The sequence below is a fragment of the Streptomyces toyocaensis genome (assembly GCF_000725125.1).
Taxonomy (GTDB): Bacteria; Actinomycetota; Actinomycetes; order Streptomycetales; family Streptomycetaceae; genus Streptomyces; species Streptomyces toyocaensis.
The window spans coordinates 1-15,531 of the sequence record NZ_JFCB01000021.1 but is presented as its reverse complement, the minus strand read 5'-3'; the positions used below and the strand labels follow the sequence as shown (position 1 = coordinate 15,531).

Below are 15,531 nucleotides of genomic sequence, written 5' to 3'. Positions count from 1 at the left end.
GGTGCTGCGGCGGTGGCCGGGAGTCAGCTCGGCCCGGGGCGGCTCACCGGACGGTCTTCCGTCGCGCGGGCCGGCGACCGCCGGTGCGCGGCGCGCTCTTCCCGGCCGGGCCGGAGGCCTTCGCCTCGGCCCGGGCTCGCAGGTCGGCGAGGGAGGCGTCGGGCTCCCCGGCGATCTGGCCGAGCAGCCGTTCGTAGGTACGGGCCATGTGCTCGGCGGTGTCCCGGGCGAACAGGTCGGTGCTGTACTCCAGGTAGCCGCCGAGGCCCCCGCCGGTCTCCTGTACGACGAGGCTGAGGTCGTACCGGGCGGGTCCGGCGTCGGTGCGCACCTGGGTGACCGTCAGTTCGTCGGCACCGTCGGCGCCGGCCGCCGTCTCCCAGGTGGGCAGCAGGTTGAACGCCACCCGGAAGAGCGGGGAGCCGCCCGCGTCGGGCTCGGGTGCCAGGGTGCGCACGAGGTCGGTGAAGGGCAGGTCCTTGTGCCCGTGCGCCTCGGTGGTCACCCGCTTGGCCTCGGCCAGCAGTTCGGTGAAGGTCCGCTGCCCGGTCACGTCCAGGCGCATCGCCAGCATGTTGACGAAGTAGCCCACGACGCCCTCCAGTTCGGTCCACGGCCGGTTGGCGACCGGGGAGCCGATGACCAGCTCGCTGTCGTCGGTGCGACCGCCGAGCAGCACGGCGAAGGCGGACAGCAGCGTCATGTACGGGGTGGCTCCGGCGTCCCGGCCGAGCCGCCGGAGCTTGTCGGCCACCTGCTGGGAGACCCGCAGGTCCACGGAGGATCCCTGGTACGTCTTCACCGGGCACCGCTCGTAGTCGGTGCGCAGCGCGGGGCGGGCGGGCAGGCCGGCCAGTGCCCGCCGCCAGTGGCCGCGCTGGCGGTCGAGTTCCGCCGCGTCCACGGCGGCCTGCTGACGGCGCGCGAAGTCGGCATAACAAAGGGGAAGTTCGGGCAGAGCGGGGTCGTGTCCCGTGGCGAGGGCCCGGTACAGGGCGAGTTGCTCGGTCAGGACGATGTTGACCGACCAGCCGTCGAAGACGCCCCAGGGCCGGGTGAGCACGGCGACGTGCCGGTCCTCCGCCAGGGTGAGCAGGTGCGAGCGGAGCGGGTACGGGTCCTCCGGCGCGAAGGGACGGGCCCGTTCGGCGCGCAGCCACTCGGTGAGCCCCCTCTCGTCGCGGGGGCCGGGGACCATGCTCACGGTGAAACCGCCGGCGTCACGCACACGCTGGGTGAACGTGCCGTCGGCGCCGCGGTGGTAGCTGGTCCGCAGGATCGCGTGCCGCTCCACCAGCGCGCGCACGGAGCGCGCGAACGCGTCCCGGTCGAGGGGGCCGTCCAGCCGGAAGACCAGCTGGACGTTGTCGTACGCGGCGGACAGGTGTGCGGGCCGGTTCAGGAACCACAGGTCGCGCTGCTGGAGGGAGAGGGGGGCGTCTCCGTCCTCCGGGGCGTTGGCGTTGTCCGGGGCGGCGTTGCCGGCCGTCGCGTTCGGCACCGGGGTCCCGGACGCCTCTGCCCCGGCGCCCTCCGCCTCAGCGCCCTCCGACACGTCGTCGCCGACGGCCGCCGTGAGCCGGTCCTGCTCCGCCGCGCTCGGCGCTCCCGGGACAGCGTCGGCGTCCCCTGTCCCCTCCAGCAGTGCGTCCAGCGCCGCCGCGATGCCGGACATGCCGGGCGCGGTGAAGATGGCCTGCAGCGGGAGGTCGGCGCCCGTTTCCTTCTTGATGCGCAGGGAGAGACGGGTGGCGAGGAGGGAGTGGCCGCCGAGGTCGAAGAAGCTGTCGTGCAGGCCGACCCGGCTGACCCCGAGGACCTCACCGGCGATGCGGCACAGGGTCCGCTCGGTGGCGGTGCGGGGCGCCACGTACTCCTCGCGGGCCAGGTCGCGCTCGCTCGGGGCGGGCAGGGCGCCCCGGTCGACCTTGCCGTTCCGGTTGACCGGCAGCTCGTCCAGGACGACGAACGCGGTGGGCACCATGTAGTCGGGCAGCCGGGCGGCCAGGTACTCCTTCAGCTCCCGGGCGGGCGACGCCTCCTGGCCGGCCTCCTCGCGCCACTCCCGGGCCGGGCTGAGATAGGCGACCAGCACACGGGCGGCGCCCGAGCCGTGCGGCAGGACGACGGCGCGGTGCACCGAGGGGTGGGTGTGCAGGTGGTTCTCGATCTCGCCCGGCTCCACCCGGAAGCCGCGGATCTTGACCTGGTCGTCGACCCGGCCGAGGTGCTCGATCAGTCCGTCGGGCCGCCACTTGACCAGGTCGCCGGTGCGGTACATGCGGGTGCCCGGCGTGAAGGGGTTGGCGACGAACCGCTGGGCGGTCAGTCCCGGCCGGCCGAGGAAGCCGCGGGCAAGCTGGTCACCGGCGATGTACAGCTCGCCGGGCACGCCCTGCGGCAGCAGCCGCAGCGCCGAGTCGAGGACATAGGCCTGGGTGTTGCACACCGGCGCGCCGATCGGCACCCGAGCGGCGTCCGGCTCGACGGTGTACGGCGCCTCCAGGCCGAGAGCACCGCCGACCTCGGTGGGTCCGCACAGGTTGTACAGCTCGGTACCGGGCAAGGCGCGCGCCACGCGCTCGGCCAGCTCCACCGGCAGCGGTTCACCGGTGGCCTCCAGCCGGACCAGGCCGGTGCAGTCGGCGGCGGCCGGTTCGGAGAGGAACTCGGCGAGCATCGACGGCACGAAGTCGATGTCGGTGACACGCTGGTCACGGATGAGGCGGGCCAGGTACTCGGGGTCCTTCTGCCCGCCGGGCCGGGCGATGACGACGGTACCGCCGACCTGGAGCGGCCAGAACAGCTCCTTGATGGAGACGTCGAAACCGATCGAGGTCTTGAACACGATCCGGTCGCCTTCGCGCATGCGGTAGGCGCGCTGGTCCCAGTGCAGCCAGTTCATGCCGGCCCGGTGAGTGATCATCACGCCCTTGGGGCGGCCTGTGGTGCCGGAGGTGTAGAGCACGTACGCCGGGTTGTCGGCGTGTACGGGCACCTCGGGATCGGTCTCGGGCAGGCCCGCGGTGTCCGGCAGTTCCTCCAGCAGGAGCAGCGGGCGTCCGTCGGAGAGCATCTGCTCGCGGCGTTCGGGCGGCAGATCCGGGTCCAGGGGCATGTAGGCGGCGCCGGACTTGAGGATGCCGTAGATCGCGACGAGCAGGTCGAAGGAGCGCTGCATGCTCACCGCGACCAGCCGCTCGGGGCCGGCGCCCCGTCCGGCCAGCCAGTGCGCGAGACGGTTGGCGCGGGCGTTCAGCTCCGCGTACGACAGTTCGGCGTCCCCGAAGACCAGCGCGGTCAGGTCGGGGGTGCGGGCGACCTGGGCGGTGAAGGCGGCCGTGAGCGTCGGGGACGGCATCGGGGTGTCCGTGTCGTTCCACTCGGTCAGCAGGCGGCGGCGCTCGGCGGCGGGCAGGACGTCGATGGCGAGGGCCTGGGTGCCGGTGCCGTCGCCGTCGGCGAGGGCGGCGGCGATGCCCCGCAGGGCGGCTTCGACGTAGTCGGCGACGGCGTCCACCGAGACCGAGTCGTCGGTCTGGAGGTCGAGCGAGAACTCGCTGCCGAAGTCGTCGAGGGAGACGGACAGCGGGTAGTTGATGCCGTCGGCGGCGGCGAGGAAGCGCACGCCCTGGTCCTCGATGCGGATCGCGGCGGCCTCGCCGTGCCCGGGCTCGAAGTGCCGGAAGTTGCCGACCGCGCTGAACAGCGGAGCGTCGCCGTCGGTGTCGGCGCACCGCTGCGCCAGGCCGAGCGGGGTGTGCTCGCGGGCGACCAGTTGCCTGAGGCCGGTGTCGACCTCGTCGATCAGCTCCCGCACGGTGCGCCCGGTGAGCCGGACCCTGAGCGGCAGGGTGTTGATGAAGTTGCCGAGCATCCGCTCGACGCCTTCGACTCCCTGCAGACGCCCGGACATCACGGAGCCGAAGACGACGTCCTCGCGACCACTGCAGGCGGCCACCACGCGGGCCCAGGCGGCGTGGAAGAGGCAGGCCGGGCTCAGGCGCAGCCGCTTGGCGTGATCGCGCAGCTCGCGGGTCAGGTCCGCGGGCAGCGAGCGGCGCAGCCGCGTGACCCCGCTGGCGTCGCCGTGCGTGTCGGAGAGGCCGAACGGGAAGGTCGGCTCGGTGACGCCGTCCAGGGCCTGGCGGAAGTAGTCCTCCGCGTCACCGGCGGCCTGCTGGTGCAAGGTGTGGGCGACGAACTCGCGGTACGGCGCCGGGGCCGGCAGCAGGTCGGCGCGGTCGGCCATGTGCAGGGCCAGCTCCTGCAGGGTCAGCCGCAGCGAGGTGGCGTCCTCGATGAGGTGGTGGGCGGTCAGGACGAGGTAGCGGCGCTCGGAGTGCGGGTCCTCGGCGACGACCAGACGCAGCAGCGGCGCGCTGTCCAGACTCATCCGCTCGGGGCTCGCCAGCAGTTCCCTCGCCTGCTCCTCGGCGTCCCGGTCGGCGGCCAGCCGGATCCGCCGCACGGGCAGTGCCGCGGTGCGGTGCACGACCTGGACCGGTTCGGGCAGGCCGGCGGTGAGGACGGCGGTGCGCATCACGTCGTGGCGGTCGACGATGCGCTGCAGCGCGTCGGTGAACCGGGCGCACGCCCGCTCGTTCTCGGCCCGGTACAGGGTGGCGACGAGGTACGGATCGTGGTCCGGGTCCATCAGGTGGTGGAAGAGGATGCCCTCCTGCGTGGACAGCAGCGGGTACACGTCCTGGACGCCGGCCGCGCCGCCGGGCACGGCGGCCACGACGGTGTCGATCTGCTCCTGGGTGAGGTCGATCAGCGGGAGCAGGCCGGGCGTGAGCCGCTCGCAGCCCTCGGGGATCGGGTTGGCGGGGACGGCGTGCGCGGGCGCCGCGCCGGTCCGGTCGATGCGGGCGGCCAGCTCGGCCAGCGTGGGGGCGGTGAAGACGTCCTGGACGGTGACGTGCCGGCCGCTCTCCTTCAGCCGGGCCACGAGCACGGTGATCATCAGGGAGTGGCCGCCGAGGGCGAAGAAGTTGTCGTCCGCGCTGATCCGGCCGGCGTCGAAGCCGAGCAGTCCGGCACAGATCTCGGCCAGCTGCCGCTCGGTGACGGTCGCGGGGGCGACGTAGGCGCGCTGGGTGAACGCCTCGATCCCGGGGGCGGGCAGGGCGCGGCGGTCGAGCTTTCCGTGCGCGGTCACGGGCAGTGCGTCGAGTGCGACGAACGCGCTCGGGACCATGTACTCGGGCAGGGTGCCCTCGAGGTGCCGGATCAGGTCGGTGCGGTGGTCGTCGAGGGCCTGTCCGGGTGCGGGGACGAGGTAGGCGACCAGGAGAGGGCTGCCGGGCTGGTCCTCGCGGACCAGGACCGTGGCGGAGCGGACGGCGGGGTGCTCGGCGAGGCGGTGTTCGATCTCGCCCGGCTCGATGCGGAAGCCCCGCAGCTTGACCTGGTCGTCGGCGCGTCCGAGGAACTCCAGTGGCCCGTCGGGCAGTCGGCGCACCAGGTCGCCGGTGCGGTACATGCGGGCGTCCGGGTCGGCGGCGAACGGGTTCGGCACGAACCGCTCGCGGGTCAGCTCGGGCTGGTGCAGATAGCCGCGGGCCAGTCCGGCGCCGGCGATGTACAGCTCGCCGACGCAGCCGATGCCCTGCGGTGCGAGGGCCTCGTCGAGCACGTGCAGCTGGATGTTCTGGATGGGCCGGCCGATGGGCACGACGCGGGGCGCCGGTCCGGCGGGGACGGTCCAGTGACTGACGTCGACGGCGGCCTCGGTGGGGCCGTAGAGGTTGTGCAGCGGCGCCGGGTGGCGCTCGTAGTGGCGGGCGCACAGGTCCGGGGGCAGGGCCTCGCCGCTGCAGAAGACCTGCCTGACGGTTGTGCACCGGTTCCAGGCGGGCTCCTCGACGACGCTGCGCAGCATGGACGGCACGAAGTGGAGGGTGGTCACGCCGAAGTCCTGGACGGCGGAGACCAGGTAGGCCGGGTCGCGGTGGCCGCCGGGTGCCGCGACGGCGAGGCGGGCGCCGAAGAGCAGCGGCCAGAAGAACTCCCAGACGGACACGTCGAAGCTGTACGGGGTCTTCTGCAGGACGACGTCGTCGCCGGTGAGCCGGTACTCGTTCTGCATCCACTCGATGCGGTTGACGGCGGCCCGGTGCTCGATCATCACGCCCTTGGGCCGGCCGGTGGAGCCGGAGGTGTGGATGACGTAGGCCAAGTGGTGTGCGCCCAGGCCGAATGCGGCGGTGGGGAGGTTGTCGTCGCGGTCGCCGGAGACGTCCTTGCCGTCCGGGTCGCGCAGGGTGCCGTCGGGGTGCAGGGCGAGCAGGTGGGCGGCGCCGCGCAGCGGCTCGGCGTCGAGGTGCGGCTGGGTGAGGATCACGTCGGCACCGGAGCGCTCGACGAGGTCGGTGCGGCGGGCCGCGGGGTAGGACGGTTCGATCGGCATGTAGGCGCCGCCGGCCTTCAGGGCGCCCAGGATGCCGGCGACCATCTCGGCGGAGCGCTCGGCGTGCAGGCCGACCAGGGTGTCCGGTCCGACGCCGTGCCGGCGCAGGCCGTGGGCGATGCGGTTGGCCCAGGCGTTGAGTTCGGCGTAGGTCCAGGAGCGGTCGGCGGTGACCAGGGCGGTGTGCCCGGGGTGGCGGGCCACCCGGTCCTCGAACAGTTCGTGCAGACAGCGGTCGTCGGTGAAGGGCCGCCCGGTGTCATTGTACTCCTCGACCACCCGGCGGCGCTCCTCGGCACCGATCATGGCGAGCCGGGACACGGGCAGCGCCGGGTCGTCGGCGACGGAGGCGAGCAGCCGGGTGTAGTGGCCGATGAAGCGCCGGACGGTGTCGCGGTCGTACAGGTCGGTGTTGTACTCGACGGTGCCGACCAGCCCGTCGGGGGTCTCCCGCACGTCGACGGTCAGGTCGAACTTGGTGAAGCTGAGGTCGATGTCGACGGGGAAGACGGCCAGGTCTCCGAGGGCGGCGTCCCGGGTGGTCTGCGCCTCCTGCAGGACGAACAGCGTCTGGAAGACGGGCGAATGGGCCAGGCTGCGCTCGGTGCCGAGGGCGTCCACCACCGCCTCGAAGGGCACGTCCTGGTGGTCATAGGCCTCCAGTGCCGTCTTCTTCACCCGGGCCAGCAGGTCGCCGAAGCCCGGGTCGTCCCCGAGGTCGGCGCGCATCACCAGGGTGTTGGCGAAGAAGCCGACCAGGTCCTCGACCTCGCGTCGGCCCCGGTTGGCGACGACCGTGCCGACGGCGATGTCCGTCTGGCGGGTGTAGCGGTTGAGCACGGCCATGTAGGCCGCGAGCAGGGTCATGTAGAGCGTGGCGTCGTGGAACTTCGCCACCTCGCGCAGGGCACCCAGCAGGTCGGCCGGGCAGGTGAAGCTCTCGCGGGCACCCGCGTACGTCTTCGTGCGCGGGCGCTCCCGGTCGGCGGGCAGCGTCAGCCGCGGGTCGACTCCGGCCAGCTGCCGCTTCCAGTACTGCGTCTGACGGCCGTTCATGTCATCGGCGAGCCGCTCGCGCTGCCAGTGCGCGTAGTCGGCGTACTGCACGGGCAGCGGCTCCAGCGGATCGGGGCGGCCCGCGCGGAACGCCTCGTAGAGGGCGACCAGGTCACGGAAGAAGACGCCGACCGACCAGCCGTCGGACACGCTGTGGTGGGTGGTGACGAGCAGGTGGTGCTCCTGCTCCGACTGGCGCAGCAGCCGCACCCGGATCAGTGGCCCGCGTTCCAGGTCGAACGGGGTGGCGGCCTCGTCCCGGCAGATCGCGGCGAGTCGCGCCGGGTCGGCCAGTTCCTCCTCTGCGACCGTGAAGTCGCTGCCGTCACCGATGACCTGGCACGGTACGCCGCCGTGGTCGGCGAACCGGGTGCGCAGGACCTCGTGCCGCTGGACGACCGCCTCCACCGCGCGCAGCAGCGCGGGGCGCTCGAGGCGGCCGCAAAGACGCATCGCCATCGGGATGTTGTAGGCGGCGCTGGTGCCGTCCAGCTGGGCGAGGAACCACAGCCGCTGCTGGGCGAAGGACAGCGGCACGGGCGTGCCGTCGGTCCTGGGCAGGCGGGGGATGGTCTCGAGCGCGGAGAGGTCGACGCCCTGTTGGCGCAGCAGCGCGATCAGGGCGCGCTGCCGCTTCTCCGGCAGGGAGCGGATCCTGTGGATGAGGTCAAGACCGGTGTCCTGACTGGTGGTGCCCATCGTCGTCCCCTGTCCTCAGCTCTCGGTGTCCAGCGCGGCCAGTTCCTCGTCGCTCATGTGCTCGACGAGGGCGATGCTTTCGAGGATCAGATCCAGCTCGCGCGTGCTCGCCTCCCCGGTGATGGGGAGGCGCGCGCGCAGCTCCTGGGCCATGTCGGAAAGGCGCGGTGCGTTGAAGACCGCTTCGGCCGGCAGCTCGACGCCCGCCCGCTCCTTGAGCAGGTTGATCAGCCGGGTGGCCAGCAGCGAGTTGCCACCGAGCGAGAAGAAGTCGGTCCGCGCGGTCAGTGTCGCCGCGTCGATCTGGAGGACGTCGGCCCAGGCCTGCGCCATGAGCTGCTCCGCGTCGGTGTCGGCCCCGGCGGGCGCCGTGGTGGCGTCCCGTTCCGCCGCCGCCGGTTCGGTCTCCTGTGGGGCGCGTCCGACCCAGTAGCCGCCCGCCTCGAACACGGTGGCCGGCAGGGGCACCATCCGGCGCCGCCCGGTGTGCAGCGCGCTCCAGGGCACCCGGACCCCGTGCACCCACAGGGCGGCCAGCTCCTCCAGGGTCCGGTCCTCGGCCAGCCCGGTGAGGAAGGCCTCGGCGCGGGCGCCGGACAGGACGGAGGTCAGGGGCCCGGAGGAGTCGTCGGCGTTGCCGCGGTGGACGGCTGCGGTCGTGGCCGTGCCGGCCAGGTGATCGGCGAGCGCCCGGATCAGTTCGGCACGGTCGGCGGCGACCACGGCGAGCCGCTCGGGCAGCGGTTCGCGGCACAGCTGCGTGGTGTACGCGATGTCCGCCAGGCTCACGGTGGAGCCGGCGGCGTCCCCGTCGGGCAGGGACGCCAGATGGTCGTGCAGGCGCCGTACCGCCGTGGACAGGCGTTCCTCGGTCCGGGCGGACAGCACGACGATCTGCGGCGCGGTGTCCGGGGTGACGGCCCGGGCCTCCGCGGCAGCCGGCGGTGCCTCCACGACCATGCTGACGTGACTGCCGCCCGCCGCGACGCAGTTGATGAGGGCGCGGCGGGGCGGAGTCGGCCCGGCGGTGTCCGTGCCGCCGCGCGGCTCCCAGTCGGTCAGCCGGTCGCACAGTTCGAGGGGCGAACCGGTCAGATCCAGACGGGGGTTGGCGGTGCCGGTGGCGACGAGCGGGGCGATCTGGCCGTGCTGGAGCTGCAGGACGACCTTGGTGAGCTGGGCGATGCCGGAGGCTGCCTCGGGGTGGCCGAGGTTCGACTTCACGGAGCCGACCGGCACGGGGGTGGTGACATCGGCGAACACCTCGCGCAGAGCACGCACTTCGACCTCGTCGGAGAACGCTGTGCCGTTGGCGGCGGCTTCGACGTACCCGATGGAGCCGGGTTCGGCGCCGGCCCGCTCCAGCGACCGGCGCATGGCCGCGACCTGAGTGCGGTGGCTGGGCGTCATGAAACCGTTGGAGCGGCCCGCGTGCAGCGAGGACGTGCTCTTGAGGACCGCGAGGACGGTGTCACCGTCGCGCAGCGCCGCGTCCAGCGGCTTGAGCAGTACGGCGCCGACCGCCTCGGCGGGCAGGTAGCCGTCGCCGTCGCGGAAGCTGCGGCTGCCCGGGTGGGTGCCGAGCAGCTGCATCTCGGAGAGCGCGACGTACTTGTCCTCGTGGACGGTCAGGTTGACCCCGCCCGCGACGGCCAGCTCGCACTCGCCGCGCAGCAGGTCGGCGCAGGCGAGGTGGACGGCCATCGCCGAGGACGTGCACATGCTGTCCACGGCGAGACTCGGGCCTTCGAGGCCGAAGAAGTGCGAGACCCGGTTGGCGATGAGGTTGTACGAGGCGGACGAGGTGAGCGCCGCGAGCACCGGTTCGGAAGCGTCCGCCCGGTACATCTGGTAGGCGGCGCCGACGTACACGCCGACGCGCCGGCCGTAGCGGCGCTCGATCACCTCCTGGGTGACACCGCCCTGTTCCAGCAGGTGCCACACCGTCTCCAGGAACAGCCGCTGCTGTGGGTCCATGGCGGCGGCCTCGCGGGGCGAGATGCCGAAGTGCAGCGGGTCGAACCGGTCGATGCCTTCGAGGAAGGCGCCGTACCGGGTGCCCCGGTCGGTCTTCCAGCGGTCGGAGGGGACCGTGGTGACGCAGTCCCGGCCCTCGCGCAGCCCGGCCCAGAAGGCGTCCAGATCCTCGGCGTGCGGGTAGCGTCCGCCGATGCCGATGATGGCGATGTCCTGACCCGCCGGGGGCTGGACCGGGCCGCGGGCAGCGGCGTCCGGGCGGGCCGGCTCCGGCACGGCGGTCTGCCGCCGGGCGGGCTCGGGTGCCGCCTCGCCGACGAGGGCGCGCAGGGCCTGTGCGTGCTCGTCCGCGAGGTACCGCGCCAGCCCGCGCACGGTCCGCACCTCGAACAGCAGCGTGCGCGACAGCGGCCCGAAGGTGTCCTCCAGCGGCTGGACCATGGTCACGGCGAGCACGGAGTCCATGCCGTACCGCTCCAGCGGGGTGTCCGGGTCGAGCCGTTCGGGTCCGAGCTTGAGGGCGGAGGCCAGCACGCGCCTCAGGTGGGACACGGCCCGGTCCTCGACGGACCGGGTGGATCCGCCGCCGGCCGCGGGGGCGGGCGCGGAGGGCTGGGCTGCCGCGGCCGTCGTGGGTCGCGCCGTCGCGGCCTGCGGTGCCGCCTCCCCGGGACGCTCCGTCAGTCGGGTCAGCAGGGCCTCGCGGTTGCCCGCGACCACCAGCAGCCTGCCGTCCGTGACGCCTCCCCCGGCGCCGGCCAGAGCCTGGTGCAGGGCGGCGAGGCCGCGCCGGGTGTCGAGGGGGGCGAGGCCCAGGGCGCGCAACTGCTCGCGGACGGGGCCCTCGGCTCCCATGCCGCCCTCGTCCCACAACGGCCAGTTGACGGACACGGTGAGGCCGTTGCGCCGCCCGGCGCTCACGAGCCGGTCGCGGTGTCCGGCGTACGCGTCCATGAAGGCGTTCGCAGCGGCGTAGTCGCACTGGCCGGGGTTACCGAAGGCGCCGGCGAGGGACGAGAAGCAGACGAAGAGTTCCAGCGGCTGTTCCCGGGTCAGCTCGTCCAGGTGGACGAGTCCGGCGACCTTGGGGGCGAGCACCCGGTCGAGTTCCCCGGGGCTCTTGCGGACGACGAAGTTGTCCTCGATGACCCCGGCCGCGTGCAGCACGCCGGTCAGCGGCCCGTGGTCGGCGGTCACCCGGGCCAGCAGGGCGCCGAGCGCGTCCCGGTCGGCGACGTCCACGCTCTCGTACCGGACGGTCAGGCCGGTGGTGCGCAGGTCCCTCAGCACCGCTCGCCGCTCGTCGGTCAGCGGCGAGCGCCCGGTGAGGACCACCGTGGCGTGCGCGACCGAGGCGGCGATGTCCCGCGCGACGTGCAGGCCGAGCCCGCCCATGCCGCCCGTGACGAGGTAGACGCCGTCCTCCCGCCAGGGCGCGGCGGCGGGCCGGGCGCCGGTGACCTCGGTGAGGCGGCGGACCCGGCGGCGGCCGTCGTGGTGGCGTACCTCCGGCTCCGGGTCGGCGGTGGCCTCTGCCCCGAGGCGGCCCGCCACGGTGACGGGCGATGCCCCGTCCAGGCATTCCAGGTACTGGGTACGCAGGTTCGGGTTCTCCAGGTGGGCCGTGCGCAGCAGCGCGCCCAGGCCGCTGAAACAGGCCAGTCGGTCGCTGTCGCCGACGGCCGCCACCTGCAGCAGCGCAGGCCGGCGCACCCCCTGCTCCAGCAGCCGGCGGGTCAGTGTGAACACCTGCCGCACGGCATCGGCGTACTGCCGGTCCAGCGGTGCGTCCGCCGGTTCGAGGAAGGTGCACTCGGTCCCTGCGGGCAGCGCTGCCCGCAGGGTGTCGCGTGCGTCGGCGGGGAGGCCGAGCACCACGACGTGCCGTGCCGAGAAGGTGCCCGCCGCCCCGCTCGTGAGCTGCCGCTCGGCCCACTCCGGCCGCAGCAGCACCACATCGGCGGCCGGGGGGCCGGCGGCCGGCGCGGGCCGGTGCGGCGCACCCTCGGTGCCTAGGTCGAACCAGCAGCGTTCGCGGGCGAAGGGGTAGCCGGGAAGGCCGATGCGCCGCACGGCGCCACCGGCCGGCCAGGCGTCCTCCCAGCGCACCTCGGCGCCGTCGGCCCACCGCGCGAGCAGGTCCTCGTACGCCCCCTGCCGCGTCCAGGCGTCCAGGGCGGCACGCACCGCCGGGGCGTCGGCGGGCCGGTCCGGGCGGACGGTCCCCCGGTGCCAGGTGCCCCTCGCGCCCGGGTCGGCGGCGAAGGCCGCGAGCCGGGACCGGGCGTCGGCCAGGCTGCTCGCGGCGAAGGCGAGGCGCTCCTCCAGTGCCATGCGTCCGGTCTGCAGGGTCCAGGCGACGGCGGGCAGGTCCGCGTCGGTCACCTCGCCGAGCCGGGCGTGCAGACGCCGGGCCTGTTCGGCGAGCTGCCCCTCACTCCTGGCGGAGAGCACCAGCAGCGCGGGGCGGCCGTCGGCCGGGGCCTGGGACGGGCGGGCCGGCGGCTGGTACTCGGCGATGACGACATGCGCGTTGGAACCACCACCGCCGAAGCTGGACACACCGGCGACCCGCGGCAGCGTACGGCCCTCCAGCACGGGGCGTCGCCACGGCTCCAGGGTCTGCTGGACGCGCAGCGGGGTGCGCTCGAAGTCGATGTGCGGGTTGAGCGTCGCGGAGTGCAGGCTCGGCACCAGTTCGCCGTGGCGCAGCTGGAGCAGCACCTTGGTGAGGGCAGCGATGCCGGCGGCGGACTCCAGGTGTCCGATGTTGGACTTCACGGAGCCGATGGCGAGCCGCTCGGGTGCGCCGCCCGCACGGCTGAACGCCTGCTCCAGACCGCTGACTTCGATGGGATCGCCCAGGGAGGTACCCGTGCCGTGGGCCTCCAGGTAGCTCAGGGTGCGCGGGTCGACCCCGGCGGAGGCGAGGGCGTCGGCGATGACCTCGCCCTGGGCGACCGGGGTCGGCACCGAGTAGCCGGAGGTGCGTCCCCCGTGGTTCACCGCCGTGCCCTTGATCACCCCGAGGATCCGGTCTCCGTCGGCGACGGCCCGCTCCAGCGGCTTGAGGAGGACGGCACCGACACCCTCGCCGGGCACGTAGCCGTCGCCGCCCTCACCGAAGCTGCGGCACCGGCCGTCGCTGGAGAGGAACTTGCGCTGCCCCAGCACCAGGTGCTTGTTGGGATGCGGGGTGAGGTTGACACCGCCGGCGAGCGCGGTGTCGCACTGACCGCTGCGGATGGCCTCGCAGGCCAGGTGGACGGCGGTCAGGGAGGAGGAGCACATGGTGTCCACGGCCATGCTCGGCCCGTGGAAGTCGTAGAAGTACGACACCCGGTTGGCGACCGTGGAGGCACTGCCCCACAGGGCCGCGGGCTCACCGCGCTCCTGTGCCTGGGCGCCGAGGAGCTGGTACTCCTGGTACATCACGCCGACGAAGACCCCGACCTTCGCACCGCGCGAGAGCCGGTCGGCGGTGTACCCGGCGTCCTCCAGGGTGTGGTGGGCGCACTGCAGGAACAGCCGCTCCTGCGGGTCGAGGTGGTCGGCCTCCAGCAGCGAGATCTGGAAGAACAACGGGTCGAACCGGTCGATGTCGTCCAGGAAACCGCCCCGGCCGCCGGCCCCGGCCGCGGCGTACCGGTCGTGGTTCCAGCGGTCGGCGGGGACCTCGCGGACGCAGTCGCGGCCCGCGCGCAGGTTCTGCCAGAACTCCTCCAGGTCGGTGGCCTCGGGGTAGCGGCCGCTCACGCCGATGATCGCGATGTCACCGGGGCGTGCGGCCTCGGGCTCGGCCGGCGTCTCGACGGCGGGCAGCGGACGGCTGGAGAGCCCGGCCAGCTCCGCGCACACGCGGCCCTGCTCGTCGGTCACGGTGACGTCCAGCCGGGCGGCGGCCCGGTCGGTGCCGCTGCCGGGCTGGTGGCGGATCCAGGCGTACGCCCGGGCGGGCGAGGCGTCGAGAGCTTCGGCGCGGGTGAGTGCGAACGGCAGGGCGAGCGCCTCCGAGCCGCCGTCGCCCAGCCACAGGCCGATGGTGGCTTGGAGGGCGCCGTCGAGGATGCTCGGGTGCAGCAGGCCGCCGTGCAGCGGTTCGGCCGCCTGCGGCATGCGCAGCTCGGCGAGGACCTGGTGGCGGCCTTCCGCGTCCCTGCCGGTGCGCAGCTCGGTCAGGGACCGCTGCGAGGGGCCGTACTCCAGGCCGAGGCCGTCGTAGAGGCCGTAGACATGTTCGCCTGAGTACGTCCCCTCCGTGCATGCGGCTCGCAGCTCGGCGAGGGGAAGGGTGCGCGGGGCGGCGTCCTCGGCGAGGCCCGCCCGGCCCTGGCCGCACAGGGTGGTGACGCCGTCCGGACCGACGGCGAGGATCTCGTACGTGCAGCCCGGCCCGCCGGTACGCACGCGCACGCGCAGCGTCAGCCCGTCGGGGCCGTACACGGCCGCCCGGAGCCACACCACGTCGGTCAGCCGGACGGCGGCGGTGTCCTCCCGGCCCAGCGCCCGGGCGACCGCCGCGCGCGCCATCTCCAGGTGCGCGACCCCCGGCAGCATCCGGCCGCCGCGGACCTGGTGGTCCCGCAGGTACGGTTCCGAGCCGTCGAAGCGGGTTTCGTACGTCGTCTCGTCCGCCGGGCCGCCGGGCACGGTCCGGTGGAGCAGGGGGTGGGTCCGCGGGTCGGTGGTGTTTCCCGGAGGTCCGTACGGAGCGGAGCCGATCGGCGAGGTGCCGTGGGCAGCGGGCGTGTTGCGGGCACCGTGGGCACCGACGAGGTGGGACGCCACGGCCTGCGGCGTGCGGTGCTCGTCGAAGACACCCGGAGTCAGCGCCAGCCCGTACCGCTCGTTGACCCGCTCGACGAGCCTCGCGCGTCCGCCGAGGTCCAGCCCGAACTCACCGAATTCCGCGTCGGGGTGCACATCGTCCGGGTGCACGCCGAGCAGGGCCGCCACGTCCTGAACGAGGGCGGTGCGTACGACGGAGACGGTGTCGGGGGTGTCCTGGGCGGGCGTGGACGGGCTCCTCTCGTCCCTTGCGGCGGGAGCCGGTGCGGGGACGGCCGGCGCCGTCGCGTCGGCGCTCGCGGGCAACCGGGGCGCCAGCCATGCCGCGAGCTCAGCGATCGACCGATGCTCGAACATCACCGTCGGCGACAGTTCCACCGACAGCCGCTCCTCCAACTCCCGCACCAACGCGAGCAGATCAGCAGATCCCAACCCCAGCTCGTAATAACCCGAGCCCACATCCACCGCATCCGCCGCCACACCCAGCCGAGCCCCCACCAACTCCCGCAACACCGCCGCAGCGGACGGAGAATCCGCCACCGGCACGACAGCGGCGGCGGCCGGCGCCGTCGCGTCGGCGCTCGCGGGCAACCGGG

General features: G+C 73.7%; 2 protein-coding genes. Both read right to left on the bottom strand.

Features of this window, described 5'->3' with window-relative positions; genetic code table 11:
* Positions 1 to 43: 43 nt before the first annotated feature.
* The gene (locus BU52_RS21605) at positions 44 to 8,170 is read right to left on the bottom strand and encodes an amino acid adenylation domain-containing protein (protein WP_051858436.1); all 8,127 of its coding nucleotides are present in this window, start codon (positions 8,168 to 8,170) and stop codon (positions 44 to 46) included.
* 15 nt (positions 8,171 to 8,185) lie between these two features.
* Entirely contained in the window at positions 8,186 to 15,448 is a 7,263-nt protein-coding gene (locus tag BU52_RS21600) for an SDR family NAD(P)-dependent oxidoreductase (protein WP_268747619.1), read from the bottom strand.
* Positions 15,449 to 15,531: the final 83 nt, after the last annotated feature.